Source organism: Streptococcus sp. NLN76, from assembly GCF_015686645.1.
Lineage (GTDB): Bacteria > Bacillota > Bacilli > Lactobacillales > Streptococcaceae > Streptococcus.
Map to the genome: position 1 here is coordinate 1 of NZ_JADPMS010000026.1, position 18,216 is coordinate 18,216.

Here is an 18,216-nt window from a genome sequence, read left to right on the forward strand (position 1 = left end):
TGGACGACTGCGTAAACCAATTGAAACGGTATTTTCGAGTTTAGAGCAGTTTGGGATTGAGGATTTAAGATGCAGGAATCTCTATGCTTTAAAATTTAAAGTAGAGGCCATCCTATTAACTTATTCCATATTACTTCATCAAAGCCAGATCGAAAATGGTTTCAGTCTAAAATATTCACTTGCTTACCCTTAAATCAACTAGCACAACGGGTGAAGTTTACATGTGTTCAATCTTTTCGAAGAGCTCAAGACTCATTTCCTCCCAATAGCCAATATTTGTGTAGGAATGGGTTAAGTTTGTGTATAGGTTTTTGATAACTATTTCAATAGAATGAGAATAGGAAATTGTCGGTATTCGAAACAAGAAGTACACATGAAAAGAGGAGCGACTATATGGTCTATACAAAAGAAATTTTAGAAGAATGGTTAGCGGATATTCGTGAACTAACCAAGGATCATCCAAGTTGGGGGCGGGTATTTGAGTCTTGTTACAGTGATACCCTTGAGAAAACCATTCGGATTTTGGAGGATGGCACAACTTTTATCGTGACAGGGGATATTCCAGCTATGTGGTTGCGGGATTCGACAGCTCAGGTCAAGCCCTTTTTAGGGTTAGCCAAGAGGGATCCGAAGTTGCGTCAGATGATTGCAGGTCTAATTCAAAGGCAGATGGAATTTATTCTTTTAGATCCCTATGCCAATGCTTTTAATCAGGAAGCAAATGGGCAGGGGCATCAATTGGATCAGACTGAGATGAGTCCTTGGATTTGGGAGCGCAAGTATGAAGTCGATTCGCTTTGTTATCCGATACAGTTGGCCTATTTATTCTGGAAGGTAACAGGCGAGACGAGTCATTTGAATCAGACTTTTTATCAGGCGGTTGAAAACATCGTCAACCTTTGGATTTTAGAGCAGAGGCATGACCAGTCTCCGTATCGGTTTGAACGAGACACGGATCGAGTAGAAGATACCTTGTCTCCTGGTGGTCAGGGGCCTGCTTGTTCTTATACAGGGATGACTTGGTCAGGTTTTCGGCCAAGTGATGATGCCTGTGTTTACCCTTATTTAATTCCATCAAATATGTTTGCGTCCGTTGTGCTGGGCTATCTGGGAGAGATTTTGGAGGAATTTCCAAGTCGAAATCAGAATTCCCTTGCTGAAAAAGTAGCTCACCTAGCTAGAGATATTATCGGTGGTATTTATGCTTATGGAATCACAAAAAATAAGGCTGGGGAGCCTATTTTCGCCTATGAGGTCGATGGGTTAGGCAACCAGTCCATTATGGATGATCCGAATGTTCCCAGTCTGTTAGCTGCACCATATCTTGGTTTTTGTGACAAGAATCATCCCATCTATCTCGCGACGCGGAGAACCATCTTGAGTCCTGAAAATCCCTACTTTTATGAAGGTGAATGGGCTTCAGGACTGGGGTCGACTCATACTTTTGAGTCTTACATTTGGCCCATTGCCCTGGCTATACAAGGGTTAACAACTGAGGACCGAGATGAGAAGGAAAGGTTATTGAATCTGATGGTTGCCTGTGATGGTGGTACCGGATTTATGCATGAATCTTTCCATGTTGACAATCCAACTCTCTATTCAAGAGAATGGTTTTCATGGGCTAATATGATGTTTTGTGAATTGGTTTTAGATTATTATCAGGTGGAGTAGGAGGTTCGTTCGGATGAGAGAAACGGTGCATATTGTTTCACATAGTCATTGGGATCGGGAATGGTATCTTCCTTGGGAAGCGCATCGCATGCGCTTGGTGGAATTGTTCGATGATTTGTTGGAGCTCTTTGAAAGTGACCCAGAATTTAAGAGTTTTCATTTAGATGGTCAAACCATTGTGTTAGATGATTATTTGGAAATTCGTCCCCAGAATCGGGAGAGGCTTCAGCGATACATTGATGAAGGACGTTTGGTAGTTGGTCCTTTCTATATCTTACAAGACGATTTTTTAATCTCCAGTGAAGCCAATGTTCGTAACAGCTTAATCGGACATTTGGAAAGTCAGAAATGGGGGCGGGCTCCTAAAGTCGGTTATTTTCCTGACACCTTTGGGAACATGGGGCAAGCTCCTCAGCTCTTGCAGCAATCTGGTATTGAAGTGGCCTTTTTTGGCCGTGGTGTTAAGCCAGTTGGTTTTGCCAATGAAGTTCTTAGCGATGAAGCCTTTCAGTCTCCTTATTCAGAGATGATCTGGGAAGGAGCAGATGGCACCTCTGTTTTGGGAATTCTTTTTGCCAATTGGTACAGTAATGGCAATGAGATTCCTGTAGATTTGGAAGAAGCGCGTGTTTTTTGGGAGCAAAAATTAGAAGAAGTGAGAAAGTACGCTTCAACCTCACAGTATCTGTTGATGAATGGCTGTGACCATCAACCGGTCCAGAAAAATCTGAGTCAAGCCTTGGCTGTGGCTCGGAAATTGTATCCTGAGATTCGCTTTGTTCATTCGACTTTAGCAGAATACGTAGAAGCTGTACGAGCGGAACTACCCGCCAATCTTTCGACGGTTAAAGGCGAATTAACCAGTCAGGAAACAGATGGTTGGTATACTCTAGCCAATACAGCCTCTTCACGAATGTATCTCAAGCAGGCTTTTGACCAAGCGAGTCACTTGCTGGAGCAGGTGGTCGAACCCTTGGTTGTGATGACAGGAGATGAGGTTCCAAGGGACGAATTGCGCTATGCTTGGAAGTTGCTCTTACAAAATGCTCCCCATGACAGTATTTGTGGGTGTAGTGTTGACTCCGTTCATGCTGAAATGGAGACTCGTCTCCAAAAAGTTCAGCAGGTTGGCCAATTCTTAGCGCAACGAAGCTTGGATCGTTGGGAGTCAAAACTAGATAGTCAGAGTCTGCAAGGGTTGGCTTTTAGTGTTTTAAATCCAACTGCTTACACCCAATCCCAGGTTCTGGATGTAGAACTGGTCGTAGATGCGGCAGACTTTCGAGATGGTCAATTGGAAGCCCATTTCCAAGACATGGCAGACATCCAGCTTCCTCCGTTGGGACTTTATACGAGTCAGGGACAGGAGCTAGAGGCCCAGATTGAGGATTTGGGAGTAGCCTTCACCTATGACCTACCCAAAGATGCCTTCCGTTCGGCAAAGTTTGCTCGCAGGGTTCGGGTCCGTTTTGCCTTAGCCAATCAAGCTCCCTTTTCTTGGCAAACCTTTCAACTTTTGCCCAAAAAGGAAACATCTTCCCAGAACAAGAATGAAAAAATTCTTGAAAATCGCTATTATCGATTGGAGTTGGCGGATGGGGACTTGATCTTGGAGGATAAAAGGACTGGCGAGCGGTACCAACATTGGATGCGTTTTGAGGATTCGGGGGATGTCGGAAATGAATATGTGTTTAAGGCACCGGAGGGAGAGAAGTCTCTGCTGGGAAACTTGGTGGATTTTCAAGTGATTCATCAAGACCAGACTTACGCTCAGGCCCGGATGGTCCATCGCTTGCGGCTGCCCCTTGGTATGGAAGAGGGCCTCTTGGAGGAACAACAGAGACTGGTAGAATTTAAAGATCGCAAGTCCCAAAGAAGTCAGCAAGTGAGGGAGATGTATCTTGAGACCAGGATAACCTTATTCCAGGATAATCCACAAATCCGTTTTCAAACCAACTTTAAAAATGAGGTGAAGGATCATCGGCTTCGACTGGTGTTTGATTTAGGAATTCAAGCGGAAGAACACGAAGCGGATTCCATCTTTGAGCTGGTAAGACGGCCAAATCAACCTTCGGAAATGTGGGAAAATCCCTCCAATCCCCAACGCCATCGAACCTTTATTAGTATGGCAGATTCACAGACCTTCTATACCGTGTCCAGTAAGGGACTTCATGAATATGAAGTGTTGGATTCGGGTAAGATTGGCTTAACCCTCTTAAGGGCAGTTGGAGAAATGGGGGACTGGGGTTATTTTCCAACCCCGGATGCCCAGTGTTTGCGAGATTGGCAGGTGGAGTATGCCTTAGAGCTAGGAAGATTGGACCAGCGCTATGATTCTTACCAAAGAGCATTTGCATTTCAAGGAGCCTGCCTCACAAAACAGGTGACCAAACATTCGGGTAGTCTGCCACTTGTTTGGCAGAGTTTGCAACATCCAGCTTTAGACAATCCTCGGATAGCTGTAACGTCATTAAAAGTTGCAGAAGCCTCAGATCAGATTTTGCTCCGTTATTTTAATCTAAGCCATGAGTCAATTGATTTGGGGCAGGATGATGGTGAGTGGACAGATTTACTGGAGCAGCCCCTCTCAGAAGAAATGGGAATTTTGAGGGCTCAAGAAATACGAACACAGGTGGTTGGAAAACGATTGAAAGGTGATTGATATGGTAGTTGCATGTTTTGATATAGGTGGGACTGGCATTAAGGCAGCTCTCATAGATGGACAGAAGCTGTTGTGTAATCGGCAGGAATGGCCTACTCCTGAGAGTTTGCAACTCTTACTGGAGCAAATGAAGGATTTTATGCATGCTACAGAGTCCTTAGAAGCAATTTCACTTTCCATTCCAGGTGCAGTTGATTTGGAGACAGGTGTGATTCAGGGACTCAGTGCCATTCCCTATATCCATGGAGTTTCCTGGTATGAACTATTAGCAGAATATGCTTGTCCGGTTTATTTGGAAAATGATGCAAACTGTGTTGGCTTAAGCGAGTTAGCCTTAGATGGGGGTCTCTCGACCTTTGCCTGTGTTGTGGTAGGGACTGGAATTGGAGGTGCCCTCCTTGTGAATGGGCAATTGGTTCGAGGGGCTCGTGGTTTTGGTGGGGAATTTGGCTACATGTTAATCGATTCGGGTCAAGAACCCTTGAAAAATTGGTCCCAATTAGCGTCGACTGGAAGTTTGGTTCGGTCAGTTGCCAAGCAATATGGAGAAGCAGAAGAAAACTGGAACGGGAAAAAGATTTTTGACCAAGCGAGTCAGGGTGATGAGATTTGTAACAAAGCGATTGAGACCATGGCTAAAAATATAGCCATTGGCTGCCTGAATCTCTTTTATTTCTTTGAGCCTCAAGTGATTGTTTTTGGTGGTTCGATTAGCCAGAACCCGCTCTTTATAAAAGCGATTAGGCAACAGCTCCAACTCATTCAAGAAGAGTATCCAGAGGGATTTCCAGTTTTGCCTGAGATTCGAGCCTGTCATTACAAAGAAAATGCCAATCTGATGGGAGCCTATATGCGAACCCTGCAATAAGGAGAAAAGATGAACCTAAACATTCCTGAAGGACTTGTGCAGAGTCCAGAGCACATCCTTGAACTTTGTGAGCAACTACATTTAGATGTCGACCTCGAATTGGTGCTGTCTGGAAATGACTCCCTACGGATTTCTGGAAATCAAGGGCGTTATCAGATAGAGGCTCCTAAAGAACACATGCTTTACCGTGGCCTCCTGACTTTAGCGAGTCAGCTTCAACAGGGGTCTAGCCAGGTAGAACTTGAGGAAACTCCTGTTTATCAGTATTTAGGGGCCATGTTTGATTGTTCCCGAAATGCGGTTCTAACTGTGGCCTCCTGTAAAAAGATGATTCAATATTTGGCTTTGATGGGTTACAATCAGTTTCAACTGTATATGGAGGACACCTATCAACTCTCAGATCAACCTTATTTTGGTTATTTCCGTGGAGCCTACACGCCAGCGGAATTAACGGAGATTGAAGACGAATGTCATCGCTATGGAATGGAATTTGTTCCTTGTATCCAAACCCTGGCCCATCTACATGGTTATCTAAAGTGGAACCTTTCCTCTATCCAATCGATTCGTGACATTGAAAATATTTTACTGGTAGGGGCAGAGGAGTCCTATAAGCTTATTGAGAAGATGTTTCAAGCCCTCAGTTCTCTAACAACCCGTAAAATCAATATAGGCATGGATGAAGCCCATCTGCTTGGCTTGGGACGGTATTTGATTGAGCATGGATTCCAGAACCGCAGTCTGCTCATGTGTCAGCACCTAGAACGGGTTTTGGATCTTGCAGATGCCTATGGTTTTGAATGCAGCATGTGGAGTGATATGTTCTTTCAACTTCTTTCCACTCAAATGAATTATACGGGAAAATTAGAAATGGATGAGGCTGTCAAGAAGAAGATAGATGGCTTGAAAAAGCGCGTGAAGCTCATCTACTGGGATTACTATCAAACCACCTCTGACAGTTACAGCGAAAAACTTCAAGCTCATCTGCCCCTGGGGACAGACCTTGCCTTCGCCAGTGGAGCTTGGAAGTGGACTGGTTTCACTCCCGATAATCGCTTCAGTCTTCTCATTGCAGGTCAAGCCCATGAGGCTTGTCAAAAGTTTGGAGTCCAAGAGGTCACCATTACGGCGTGGGGAGATAATGGAGCAGAAGCGGCTAGCTTTTCCATTCTGCCTAGTCTCTTAGCCTGGGCAGAATGGAATTACCGTGGGCACACAGAGCAGCTGGCCAGTCATTTTGTTCAGTTAACAGACCTGTCTTTAGAGGATTTTCTCCTCTTGGATACCCCCAACCAAACACCGAGTCACCCAGGACAGGAACACCATAGTTTCAACCCGAGTCGCTACCTGCTCTATCAGGATGTCTTGTGCCCTCTCTTACTAGCTCATACAGATGCAGAAGCAGATTCTCTGTACTTTGACTCTCTGGTTCCAAAGTTGGAACACCTAACTAAGAGTGCCCATGACCTGGCCTATCTATTTGATACCCAGGCTAAACTTTGCCGTTTGTTGGCAAGAAAAACGAGGGTTACACACGTCTTGCGACAAGCTTATGAAAGCCAGAATCTCCAGCTATTAGAGCAACAAATGTCTGAACTCGAACAGTTGAAACAGGATTTAAAGGAGTTCCATCAGGTAGTGAGCCAGCAGTGGATGCAGGAAAACAAAATCTTTGGTTTAGATACCCTAGATTTACGTTTGGGAGGACTAGCAGCTCGGATTCAACGGGCACAGAACAGACTCCAAGATTATGTGTCAGGAAACCTGGACAAATTAGAAGAGCTGGAAGAGGAAATCTTGCCATTTGATGATTTCTATGCCGAAGAAGGTTTTAAGGCTACCTCAGCCAACCAGTGGCATACCCTAGTGACCGCCTCAACCTTCTATACAACTTAAGCAAAATAGTAAGAACTATAATTTGTAGAATTTTCGCTATAATATGGCAATTCACAGAGCTGGGCTAAGAGAGTAGACTAAAGAGGAAGGAAGAAGATGTTTGATAGAAAGGAGTTTTTATGAAGGATTTGCTGAAAAATCTGAAGCAGAATGCCATATTTTTCCTGATGGTTTTGCCAGGTGTCCTCTGGTTGATTCTTTTCTTCTATATTCCTGTTTTAGGGAATGTGATTGCCTTTAAGGATTATCGGCATACTGGTGAAGGTTTTATTGACAGTGTCCTGAAAAGTGAATGGATCGGTTTGGACAACTTTAAATTTCTCTTCCAGTCCTCAGATGCTTACATCATTACCAGAAATACCCTCTTGTATAATCTTGGTTTTATTCTTTTAGGTCTGATTTTTGCAGTGGGAATTGCCATTATCTTTTCAGAAATGCGGTCTAAGAGATTGGTCAAGCTTTACCAGACCACGACCCTTTTTCCTTATTTTCTGTCTTGGGTCATCATTTCATTCTTTGTCTATGCTTTTTTGAGCCCAGACAAGGGTTTGTTTAATAACCTCTTGGTAGATATGGGAATGGAGCCAATTCAATGGTACAGCAGTCCAGGTTACTGGCCTTTTATCCTCTTGTTTTTAGGAATTTGGAAGGGGTTGGGTTACAACAGTATTATTTACTATGCGACCATAATGGGGATTGATCCCAGTTATTATGAGGCTGCAATTGTGGATGGAGCCAGCAAGTGGCAACGAATTCGGTATGTTACCATTCCGCAACTATTGCCTTTAGTGACGATTTTGACGATTTTAGCAGTCGGAAATATTTTTCGGGCGGATTTCGGCTTGTTCTACCAAATTCCGAAGAATTCAGGTCCCCTCTTTAATGTGACCCAAGTTTTGGATACCTATGTCTATCGTGGTATTGCTGGGACTGGAGATATTGGGATGGCGATTGCAGCAGGACTCTATCAATCCATTGTGGGATGCTTCTTGGTGGTTTCCACCAATTTGATTGTTCGGCGTTTCGATAAAGAATCGGCCTTGTTCTAGGAGGAAACTATGAAAGAAAAAAAAGAAATTACATCTGTTTCCATCCACTCCTTTAGTAAAAAGACGGATTTGTTCTTTTCGATTTTGTTGGGGATTTTTGCCCTGTCGTGCATGCTGCCCTTCCTTTTTGTGATTATCATTTCCTTAACGGATGAAACAAGTTTGGCCATTAATGGATATTCTTTTTGGCCAGAGCAGTGGAGTTTAGCAGGGTATCAATACCTTTTCCAATTAAAGGATCAGATTTTTCAAGCCCTCTTTATTACTTTTTTTGTAACCATTGTAGGAACAAGCCTGAATGTCTTTTTCACAGTGCTCTATGCTTATGCTATTTCCAGAAATAGTTTTAAGTACAGACGATTTTTTACACTGATGGCCCTTTTCACCATGTTGTTTAGTGCAGGGACCATCCCGACTTATATTGTCATGACCTCGCTGTTAAATTTAAAGGATAGTGTGGCAGCTTTAATCTTCCCGATGCTTCTATCTCCCTTTAATATCATGGTCATGCGTTCCTTTTTCCGAAAAACGATTTCGGAATCTATTATTGAATCGGCTCGGATTGATGGTGCCAGTGAATTTCGGATTTTTTTCCAGATCTGTTTGCCTTTAACACTACCAGGAATTGCGACCATTGCCCTATTTACGGCTTTGGCATTCTGGAATGATTGGTACAATGCACTCCTGTATATCCAGAGTGACAACCTCTATCCCTTGCAATACCTATTGATGAAGATCCAAGCCAATATACAGTATCTATCCGAAAATGCAGCAGCAGCGGCCACAGTCTCTTCCGCAGTATCAGGGACTCTACCTAAGGAAGCAACACGGATGGCCATTGTGGTTGTATCGACCCTCCCTATTGCCTGCCTCTACCCATTTTTCCAACGGTATTTTGTAAAAGGATTAACCATTGGTGGAGTAAAGGAGTAAATGAAAAAAGAAAGGATGATCTCTATGAAAACGTGGAAGAAAATGGCATTATCTTGTCTAGCCTTAGCCTCGGTAGCTGGTTTGGCAGCTTGTGGTTCCTTGACAGGAAATCAGTCTAATGAAAAAAGTGCCAGTGGCAAAGATGGAGTAACCGATATCCTCATGTATCAAATAGGTGATGCACCAAAGAACTTAGATGTGCTTCTTGAAAACGCTAATAAAATTCTTGAAAAGGAAGCTGGAGCCCACTTGGATATCAAATACATTTCTTGGGGTGACTACAAGGATAAAATGGCCATCATTACCTCATCTGGAGAAGAATTTGATATTGCCTTCGCGGACAGCCCAACCTATTTGACCAACGCTCAAAAAGGTGCTTACGTGGACCTCACTGACCTCTACAAGAAAGAAGGAAAGGCCCTCTATGACGCACTCGATCCAGCTTATATCAAGGGGACAACCATTGATGGAAAAATTTACTCTGTACCAGTTTTTGGAAATGTAGCTAGTCAACAAATGCTATCCTTTAACCAAGACTTGGTTGACAAGTATGGTTTTGATATTTCCAAGGTGGATAGCTACGATGATTTGGAACCCATGTTGGCTACAATCAAGGAAAAAGAAAAAGATGTGACACCCTTAGCTTGGATTAAGTCCAGCAAGCCCTCAACCGATGGTCTAGAGTTCCCAGCAGGAAATGAACTACCTTTTGCGGTTGACTTGCAAGGGGATGCCAAAAAAATTGTGAATCCTTTCCAAGTAGATCGTCGAATGGAAGATCTTCGGACAATTCATAAATACTACAAGGAAGGATACATTCTTTCCGATGCAGCGACAACAGATGCGACTTTTAACTTGGATGTAGCAAACTGGTTTGTGCGCGAAGAAACCCAAGGTCCTGCAGACTATGGTGATAGTCTTCTTTCAACTGTGGCTGGGTATCCAATTACATCTCAAGCCATTACAACTGCCTATAAGACCAATGGTTCCACACAAGTAGCCAATTTTGTTATTTCCAAAACTTCAAAAAATAAAGAAAAGGCTATGGAAGTCTTAACCTTGATGAACACCAATCCAGAGCTCCTCAATGGTTTGGTCTTTGGTCCAGAAGGAGTTAACTGGGAAAAGGATCCAAGTGCCGAAAATCGTATTAAACTCTTGGATGGTTACATGAATGATACACGGATGTCAGCATGGAACACTGGTAATAGCCAAATTCTCTATATCACTGATAAGGTAACCGATAAGGATATTGAGAAATCTAAGGAATTGCTTGCTAGTGCGCAAGAATCTCCACTTCTTGGTTTCAACTTTAATGCCGATGCCGTTAAAACTGAAATTACCAGCATTCAAAATATTATGAGTCAATATGCAGCCAGCATCAATACTGGTACCGTTGACCCAGATCAGGCTGTTCCAGAAATGATCAAGAAGTTGGAGTCCGAACCATCCTATCAAAAAGTTATGGATGAGATGCAAAAACAATATGATGCTTTCCTAGCTGAAAAATAGGGGATATAGTCCCAGACAGCAAGAAACTGCAGATTGGTCTTGTATAGTCTTTTAGTTTGCTTTTAGTACAAGGCAGCGAGTCGCAGACAGTACTGAAGTACGGCAAGACGAGCTAACACAGTAATAAAAGATAAACTAAAAGAGTATGACGGACTAGCCTTTGTGTGGGGAATAAGTCGCTATTGTTTTTAATGGGTTAGAGGAGGAGCTTGGATATTTTCCTGCCTCCTCTTTCTATTTGTTGTCGAGAGGTTTCTGATCTTTTGGACAATAGCCAGATTCCTTGAAAGAGAAAGCGGAATTTGAAGGTTCGTTAAACGCTTACAAAAACAACGGTATTTTGGTAAAATAGAGATAAGGAGAGGTTATCATGTTAAAGTGGATGGATTCTTTTTTCAACTTGGCTTTCTTCCTGATGAAAGTCAGTGCTCTCTATTTTGTATTAGTCTTGTCCGGAGGATTTTTTCTGGGTTTCTCACCGGCTAATGCGACCCTCTTGCAACTCTATGATGCCTATGGTTGGGATGGGAAACAGTATCATTTTGGCCAAGCATTTCAGATTTTTAAGAATCATTTCCGTTTTCATAATGCTTGTTTGGCCATTTTACTAGCTGTATCGGTCTTTTTGTTTAGTGGCATATGGTTGCTGCTGCAATTTCCGCCGTCCCTGTTGCAGCAAGTGGTACTGATCACCAATTTTTTAGGCCTTTGTTTTGTTCTAGCTCTGTATGCTCTTTTTCTAAAGTTAGCGACCCATTTCCGTTTTCCACTATTCCTCGGGCTGAAACTTGCGACAATTGCCCTCTTTCTGGATTGGAAAGGTCCTCTACTCTTTTTAGCCGGCAGCCTAATTTGCTTGGTGCTAACCTTTAAGCTCCCCCTCTTGTTATTCTTCTTTTTACCATGTTTGTGGTTGTTCTTTGTCTATGATGTGTTTCATCCTCTTTTTCAAAAAGTTGAAAGGGGCTATTTATGAAACCCTTGTTTTTTCATCGATTACTAAAGAGCTACTCTGTTCTCGTCATAGGAATTATTATCTTTTTTACCGCTATCTTATCCTACAGTACCTGGCTGCAATATGAACAAAGTCGCTTGGGATTGCAACAAGAAGTTGCCGATATTTTAAAGGTCGAGCTAGATGATTATCAAGGCCGTGTTGGCAATTATTTGGCAGATTATCTAACGGATAGCAAGCACTTGGAGGCCTATTACCGGTATTTTCAAGAAAGCCCATCCCAGTACCAGTCTTGGTTACTGGATCAAAATCGGAACTCATCAGAAGATATTTCTCTACAGGATGCGATTCGAACCCTCTATCTTTATTATCCCTTTGTTAAAGGACTAGATTTGGTACCTGTTGAAGGGGATACAGTATTTGTCTCCAACCAGGATCATAAATCTGGAAGGAAGCTTGCTTTGGAAAACTACCAGGCACCGGAAAATAGTCTGACATTGACCTTGCTGTCACCAGTTACAACAGAGGGGATGGCAACTGTTTATGTAACGGTTGATCAGCAGCTCCTGGATGATGTTGTTCTGGGGAGAAGTAGCGAGGGGTTGCGAGTCCGAGTTCAAGATTCCTTAGATCGATTGGTCTATCAATATGGTCGGGAAGGGCAGAGTTTATTTCAGACCCGCCGAAGCAGTGGTGATTTGGAGATCTCAGTCGCCTTTCTTAAAAGTGCTGCCTTGACTGAAATGGGTTCCCTGATTGCCGTTATTCTATTTGGTGGATTGTTCCTTGCAAGTATTTTGCTTTGGTTCCTACGTCGAGTCTTTCGACAATATGAAATTCAAGTAGAAGATATTGTAACTAGTATCCAAGCCATTGCCTCTAGTGAGGAGGATTTGCGCATCCGAACCGATAATAAACAGCAAGAGATGCTTATGATTGCTTCCGAAATTAATGAGATGTTGGATAGTCGAGACCAACACACGCAAGCCATTTATCGGCTCCAACTAGCTCAGAAAGATGCCAATATGAGGGCCTTACAGGCCCAAATCAATCCGCATTTTCTTTATAACACGTTGGAGTTTTTCCGCATGTATGCAGTCAGCAAGGAGATGGAAGAACTCGGGGATCTGATCTATGAATTTTCCAGTTTACTCAGGGGAAATGTTTCACCTACTCCCTGGACAAGCGTGGCGGACGAAATAGCCTTTTGTGAGAAACATAGTTATATTTGCCAGATGCGTTATCCCAAGTCCATTGCCTATGCCTTCCAAATTGAGGCAGGTTGTGAGAATTTGAAAATTCCTCGTTTCACACTCCAACCTCTGGTGGAGAATTATTTTGTACATGGATTGGATTTGCGCAGACGAGACAATGCCTTAAGCTTGAAGGCAAGTAAAGAGGGGCAGAGTCTGATTTTATCTGTACGAGACAACGGAAAGGGGATGTCGGGAGATACCCTGGCGGTATACCAAGATCTTTTTAGTAAACGTCAACTGAGCCAAGAAAACCGGTTACGGTCAATTGGCTTGATCAATGTCCATGAGCGGCTTCTTCTTTCATTTGGAGATCGCTATCAGATGGAACTTGGGTCAGAACTGAATCAAGGAACCTGGTTCAAAATCCAGATTGACCAAGTCTTTGAAGAAGGAGGTCAGAATGCGTAAAATGATGGTCGTAGATGACGAGTATATGATTTTAGAAGGTATGAGGCACCTTCTACCTTATGAGGACTACCAGATTGAGATTGTTTATACAGCAGATAGTGCCGAGCAAGCTTTGGCCTACATGGAAGAAAATCCAGTCGATATCGTTTTAACAGATGTTACCATGCCGGGGCTATCTGGTCTGGAAATGATTCAACTCATGAAGAGAACCTATCCCCAGATTCACGTCATCATCATGTCGGGTTACCAGGAATTCGAATATGCCCGCCAGGCTGTCTCTTTAGGAGCTTTGGACTATCTGGTGAAGCCTATTAATAAAAAAGAATTGGCTAGGATCCTACAAACGTTACCAGAAACGCAAAGGGAATCTGAGACCGCTGCCTCAAAGCAGTTTTTGGCTGGAATATTATCACCCGAAGATTTGTTAGAAGCCGAAAATCCTCGATGGTTTGTCGCTAACCCACAGCCCCTTGGAAATTACTATGCTCGAGAGAAAACGATTTTTCATCGGGTTTATTATCTCCAATTGTTAGGAGAGGAAGAGTTTTCAGCTTTGTACAGGGAAGTTGTGACGCCATCAAGTACGCTAGAAATTTTAGTGGATCATTTTCAACGATTTCTCTTTTATGGGGGCTTGGGACAAGGAGCAGACTTTGATTCGCAATTTTATTACCAGTCTTTTGAAGGTTTAATTGAAGCTGGACAGGTTCTAGAGATTTTACAATTGGTACCGGATTTAAAGAAAGCACTGGAGGCTTCTTGCCCACCCTTATATGTGACCAAGCAATTTGTAAAGAACATTGTTTCGGATGTGTTTCATTACTTTCGCCAAACCCATCATCACCGCTTAGAGTCCTTTTATGAGGGGGTGGAATCGAGTGAGAAACTGGATCAGCTCTTAGAAATTTTTATTAAAAAAATAAGGGATTTGGTTCAAACTTCAGGCTACAGCCAACATGTAGGTGAGGTTATTTTGCTGATTCAAGAGCAATATGCTCAGGAGTTGTCATTGAAGGAGGTCAGTGCTCGTTTCTATTTAAATCGGGTATATCTGGGGCAGTTGATTAAAAAGGAGACAGGACATAGTTTTGCGGAGTTGCTGAATCAGCAGCGAATTAAGGTGGCCCAGCAACTGCTTTTACATAGTCAGGCAAGTATTGAGGAAATTTGTTTTCAGGTTGGCTATAGCAATGTTGGGTATTTTTATAAAATATTTAAACGGACTTGCGGGCAGTCGCCCAAGAGTTATCGCCAGTCTATGAGTCAGTTGGGAACTGAGATTTAGGTTTTGTGAAGGAGATATGAAATGGTAGAACTCCATTTAAAAAATATTTATAAACGCTATCCCAATAGTCAGCACTATTCGGTGGAGGACTTTAATTTGGATATTAAGGACAAGGAGTTTATTGTCTTTGTTGGTCCATCTGGCTGCGGAAAGTCCACAACCTTACGGATGATTGCGGGTCTGGAGGAAATCACAAAAGGGGAGGCTTATATTGACAATCGATTGATGAATGATGTAGCTCCAAAGGACCGAGACATTGCCATGGTTTTTCAAAACTATGCCCTCTATCCGCACATGACGGTCTATGACAATATGGCTTTTGGACTTAAACTTCGAAAATACAGTAAGGAAGATATCCAAAAGCGAGTGGAGGAAGCAGCCAGGATTTTGGGGTTAACTGAATTTCTTCAACGCAAGCCAGCCGATTTATCAGGTGGACAACGACAACGGGTAGCTATGGGAAGGGCTATTGTTCGGGATGCGAAAGTTTTTCTGATGGATGAACCTTTATCTAATTTGGATGCCAAGTTACGGGTCTCCATGCGGACAGAAATAGCTAAAATTCATCGCCGAATTGGCGCAACGACTATTTATGTGACCCACGATCAGACGGAGGCTATGACTCTGGCAGATCGGATTGTTATTATGTCCGCTACTAAAAATCCAGAAGGAACAGGAACCATTGGGCGAGTGGAACAAATCGGTAGCCCTGAAGAACTCTATAAGCGGCCTGTGAACAAATTTGTGGCCAGCTTTATTGGGAGTCCAGCCATGAATTTTTTTGAAGTCAAGTTGAATCACGGGCACTTGCTAGGAGACGGCTTTGAGCTTGAACTACCAGATGGGAGACGCAAACTCTTAGAAGCACAGGGGTATGAAGGAAAACTTTTGACCTTAGGCATCCGTCCTGAAGATATCAAGGCGACAGAATTGGAATTAGCTACTTATCCTCAGTCTCATGTCCAAGCAGAAGTAGTCGTTTCTGAACTTTTGGGAGCTGAGGTGATGCTTTATTCCAAGGTAGGGCAAACAGAATTTGTTTCGCGCTTGGAGGCTCAGCATCGGTATGTTGCCGGAGAAAAGGTGACAGTTGCCTTTAACCTAAACAAAGCGCATTTCTTTGACCCCGAAACGGAATTGGCAATCCGGTAGCACTTTTTACAATCTTTTATACTTAACTAACTTCTAAATCGGAATACTCGAAAAATTTCAAAAAGATGACTAGGAAAGCCGATGATGGTAGAACTAAAGTTCACCGAAGAGGCTTGACAACGTCAGATTTTGAAATTTAATGAGTATTAGTTTGCTTTTAGTACAAGGCAGCGAGTCGCAGACAGCTCAAAATCTTGAGGAAGATTTTGAGCTTGCTGATAAAACTTTTGAAGAAAGTTTCAATGAAGTACGGCAAGACGAGCTAACACAGTAATAAAAGATAAGGGCACCTCGAAAAACTCCGGTTTTGCATCAAATCATGTCGTAGAAATCTTGATAAATCAATGTTCGAATTTTTAAGAGTTTAGTTTTTAGAGGTGCCCAAGAGTATATCGAATAGAAAGACCAGAAGGGTTCTAACTTTTGGTCTTTTCTTACTTTCGTCAAAGGAATCTTTCGTTATTTTTTGCAAAATCTTGAAAAATTGGTAAGATAGAAAGTACTGAAAACAAGGAGGACACTATGGCAAAAAAAGAGGTCAGTCTAACAGCCTATAATGATGATGCCATTCAAGTCTTAGAAGGTTTGGACGCGGTTCGGAAACGTCCTGGAATGTACATTGGCTCAACCGATGGAGTGGGTCTGCACCACTTGGTTTGGGAAATTGTAGACAATGCTGTCGATGAGGCCTTATCTGGTTTTGGAGATCGCATCGATGTGGTGATCCATCAAGATGGCTCCATTTCTGTTGCCGACCATGGACGTGGAATGCCTGTCGGGATGCACGCGCTGGGGAAACCAACCGTTGAAGTGATTTTCACGGTTCTCCATGCGGGTGGTAAGTTTGGTCAAGGTGGTTACAAAACATCTGGTGGTTTGCACGGGGTTGGATCCTCTGTGGTGAATGCCCTATCCTTGTGGCTAGAGGTGGAAATTACCCGGGATGGCGCTGTTTACCGTCAGCGTTTCGAAATGGGGGGAACTCCGGTAACAGGTTTGGAAAAGGTTGGCAAAGCGCCGAAATCTGAGTCTGGTACCAAGGTTCACTTTATGCCAGATCCCGCCATTTTCTCGACGACCAATTTTAAATTTGGAACAATCGCCGATCGCTTGAATGAATCAGCCTTTTTGCTCAAGGATGTTACTCTTAGCCTCAAGGATGAGCGATCTGGGGATGAAGTCTCTTTCCATTACGAGAATGGGGTTCAAGACTTTGTGGCTTACCTCAATGAAGGGAAAGAGGTCTTGACCCCTATTTTAGATTTCAAGGGCGAAGATCAAGGCTTTCAGGTTGAGGTAGCTCTCCAATATAACGATGGCTATTCCGATCATATTTTATCCTTCGTAAACAATGTCCGTACCAAGGATGGGGGAACCCATGAGACAGGTCTGAAAACAGCCTTGACCAAGGCCATGAATGACTACGCTCGCAAGACCGGACTTCTTAAGGAGAGGGAGAAGAATCTGGATGGTTCCGATTACCGTGAAGGCTTGACCGCGGTTCTATCCTTGCTTGTGCCTGAAGAGCATTTGCAGTTTGAGGGACAAACTAAGGATAAGTTAGGCAGTCCCTTAGCTCGACCATTTGTCGAAGGGATCATGAATGAGCAATTAACCTATTTCCTGATGGAAAATGGGGAAATGGCCGCAAACTTGATTCGCAAGGCCATTCGAGCCCGTGACGCACGGGAGGCGGCAAGAAAGGCGCGTGATGCTAGCCGATCTGGTAAGAAGAAAAAGGATAAAGGGCTTCTATCTGGTAAGTTAACACCAGCTCAATCCAAGAATGCTGCTAAAAACGAGCTCTTCCTAGTCGAGGGGGATTCTGCCGGAGGTTCTGCCAAACAAGGACGGGACCGCAAATTCCAAGCTATTCTCCCCCTTCGAGGGAAGGTTATTAACACGGCCAAGGCTAAGATGACGGACATCTTGAAAAATGAAGAAATCAATACCATGATCTACACGATTGGTGCGGGCGTAGGCGCAGACTTCCAAATTGATGATGCCAACTACGACAAGGTGATCATCATGACCGATGCGGACACCGATGGTGCCCACATCCAAACCCTGCTCTTGACCTTTTTCTATCGCTATATGAAACCCTTAGTCGAAGCTGGCCGGGTCTACATTGCCCTACCACCGCTTTATAAAATGTCTAAGGGACGAGGTGCCAAAGAAGAAGTGGCCTATGCCTGGACAGATCAGGAACTACAGGAACTTCGCAAACAATTTGGGAAAGGTGCTACTGTCCAGCGTTACAAAGGGTTGGGGGAGATGAACGCCGATCAATTGTGGGAAACCACTATGGATCCAGAGACGCGTACTTTAATCAGGGTTACCATTGACGATGTTGCGCGTGCTGAACGCCGCGTGTCTACCTTAATGGGAGACAAGGTTGAACCACGCCGCAAGTGGATTGAGGAAAATGTCACCTTCACCTTGGAAGAGTCTAGTGTATTTTAAGACCTAACTAACTTCTAAATCAGAATTACTCACGAAATTTCAAAAAATGACGAGGAAAACCGATGAAGGACCAACTACAGTTCATCAAGAAGGTTTGACAAATTCGGAT

12 protein-coding genes and 1 pseudogene are annotated in these 18,216 nt (G+C 43.3%); all 13 read left to right on the forward strand.

Annotated features, from left to right (window positions below; genetic code table 11):
- A pseudogene (locus I1A59_RS09520) lies at window positions 1–193 on the forward strand (IS982 family transposase); the annotation flags it as partial.
- A 200-nt stretch (window positions 194–393) separates the two neighbouring features.
- Window positions 394–1,671, forward strand: a complete 1,278-nt coding sequence (locus tag I1A59_RS06095; RefSeq protein ID WP_196091904.1) for a glycoside hydrolase family 125 protein — start codon at window positions 394–396, stop codon at window positions 1,669–1,671.
- Window positions 1,672–1,684: 13 nt separating this feature from the next.
- Window positions 1,685–4,333 (forward strand): alpha-mannosidase, encoded by a 2,649-nt coding sequence (locus I1A59_RS06100; RefSeq protein ID WP_196091905.1) that lies wholly within the window; start codon window positions 1,685–1,687, stop codon window positions 4,331–4,333.
- A gap of 1 nt (window position 4,334) precedes the next feature.
- On the forward strand, window positions 4,335–5,201 hold the full coding sequence (locus I1A59_RS06105) for an ROK family protein (protein ID WP_196091906.1): 867 nt from the start codon (window positions 4,335–4,337) through the stop codon (window positions 5,199–5,201).
- Between the two features lie 9 nt (window positions 5,202–5,210).
- Window positions 5,211–7,094: a beta-N-acetylhexosaminidase gene (locus tag I1A59_RS06110; RefSeq protein ID WP_196091907.1), complete on the forward strand. Its 1,884-nt coding sequence runs from the start codon at window positions 5,211–5,213 to the stop codon at window positions 7,092–7,094.
- Window positions 7,095–7,213: 119 nt separating this feature from the next.
- Window positions 7,214–8,143: a sugar ABC transporter permease gene (locus I1A59_RS06115; protein WP_196091908.1), complete on the forward strand. Its 930-nt coding sequence runs from the start codon at window positions 7,214–7,216 to the stop codon at window positions 8,141–8,143.
- A 9-nt stretch (window positions 8,144–8,152) separates the two neighbouring features.
- Entirely contained in the window at window positions 8,153–9,076 is a 924-nt protein-coding gene (locus I1A59_RS06120; protein ID WP_196091909.1) for a carbohydrate ABC transporter permease, read from the forward strand.
- A gap of 24 nt (window positions 9,077–9,100) precedes the next feature.
- Window positions 9,101–10,588, forward strand: coding sequence for an ABC transporter substrate-binding protein (locus I1A59_RS06125; protein WP_196091910.1), 1,488 nt, complete (start codon window positions 9,101–9,103; stop codon window positions 10,586–10,588).
- Between the two features lie 370 nt (window positions 10,589–10,958).
- The gene (locus I1A59_RS06130) at window positions 10,959–11,564 is read left to right on the forward strand and encodes a DUF624 domain-containing protein (RefSeq protein WP_196091911.1); all 606 of its coding nucleotides are present in this window, start codon (window positions 10,959–10,961) and stop codon (window positions 11,562–11,564) included.
- Window positions 11,561–13,207 carry a sensor histidine kinase gene (locus tag I1A59_RS06135; RefSeq protein ID WP_196091912.1) on the forward strand — a complete coding sequence of 549 codons (1,647 nt, stop codon included), beginning with the start codon at window positions 11,561–11,563 and terminating at the stop codon, window positions 13,205–13,207. Before I1A59_RS06130 ends, I1A59_RS06135 begins: the two co-directional genes overlap by 4 nt.
- On the forward strand, window positions 13,200–14,492 hold the full coding sequence (locus I1A59_RS06140) for a response regulator transcription factor (protein ID WP_196091913.1): 1,293 nt from the start codon (window positions 13,200–13,202) through the stop codon (window positions 14,490–14,492). The genes I1A59_RS06135 and I1A59_RS06140 overlap by 8 nt, the downstream gene beginning before the upstream one ends.
- Window positions 14,493–14,513: 21 nt before the next feature.
- Window positions 14,514–15,644, forward strand: coding sequence for a sn-glycerol-3-phosphate ABC transporter ATP-binding protein UgpC (gene ugpC / locus I1A59_RS06145; protein ID WP_196091914.1), 1,131 nt, complete (start codon window positions 14,514–14,516; stop codon window positions 15,642–15,644).
- A gap of 522 nt (window positions 15,645–16,166) precedes the next feature.
- A complete protein-coding gene (parE, locus tag I1A59_RS06150; protein ID WP_196091915.1) occupies window positions 16,167–18,107 on the forward strand; it encodes a DNA topoisomerase IV subunit B in 1,941 nt (646 codons plus the stop codon).
- Window positions 18,108–18,216 lie beyond the last annotated feature (109 nt).

Excerpts from the sequence above, each read along its gene's own strand:
- parE (WP_196091915.1), top strand. The coding sequence starts at position 16,167 with ATGGCAAAAAAAGAGGTCAGTCTAACAGCCTATAATGATGATGCCATT.
- I1A59_RS06140 (WP_196091913.1), top strand. The coding sequence starts at position 13,200 with ATGCGTAAAATGATGGTCGTAGATGACGAGTATATGATTTTAGAAGGT.
- I1A59_RS06130 (WP_196091911.1), top strand. The coding sequence starts at position 10,959 with ATGTTAAAGTGGATGGATTCTTTTTTCAACTTGGCTTTCTTCCTGATG.
- I1A59_RS06125 (WP_196091910.1), top strand. The coding sequence starts at position 9,101 with ATGAAAACGTGGAAGAAAATGGCATTATCTTGTCTAGCCTTAGCCTCG.
- I1A59_RS06120 (WP_196091909.1), top strand. The coding sequence starts at position 8,153 with ATGAAAGAAAAAAAAGAAATTACATCTGTTTCCATCCACTCCTTTAGT.
- I1A59_RS06115 (WP_196091908.1), top strand. The coding sequence starts at position 7,214 with ATGAAGGATTTGCTGAAAAATCTGAAGCAGAATGCCATATTTTTCCTG.
- I1A59_RS06105 (WP_196091906.1), top strand. The coding sequence starts at position 4,335 with ATGGTAGTTGCATGTTTTGATATAGGTGGGACTGGCATTAAGGCAGCT.
- I1A59_RS06110 (WP_196091907.1), top strand. The coding sequence starts at position 5,211 with ATGAACCTAAACATTCCTGAAGGACTTGTGCAGAGTCCAGAGCACATC.
- I1A59_RS06135 (WP_196091912.1), top strand. The coding sequence starts at position 11,561 with ATGAAACCCTTGTTTTTTCATCGATTACTAAAGAGCTACTCTGTTCTC.
- ugpC (WP_196091914.1), top strand. The coding sequence starts at position 14,514 with ATGGTAGAACTCCATTTAAAAAATATTTATAAACGCTATCCCAATAGT.
- I1A59_RS06100 (WP_196091905.1), top strand. The coding sequence starts at position 1,685 with ATGAGAGAAACGGTGCATATTGTTTCACATAGTCATTGGGATCGGGAA.
- I1A59_RS06095 (WP_196091904.1), top strand. The coding sequence starts at position 394 with ATGGTCTATACAAAAGAAATTTTAGAAGAATGGTTAGCGGATATTCGT.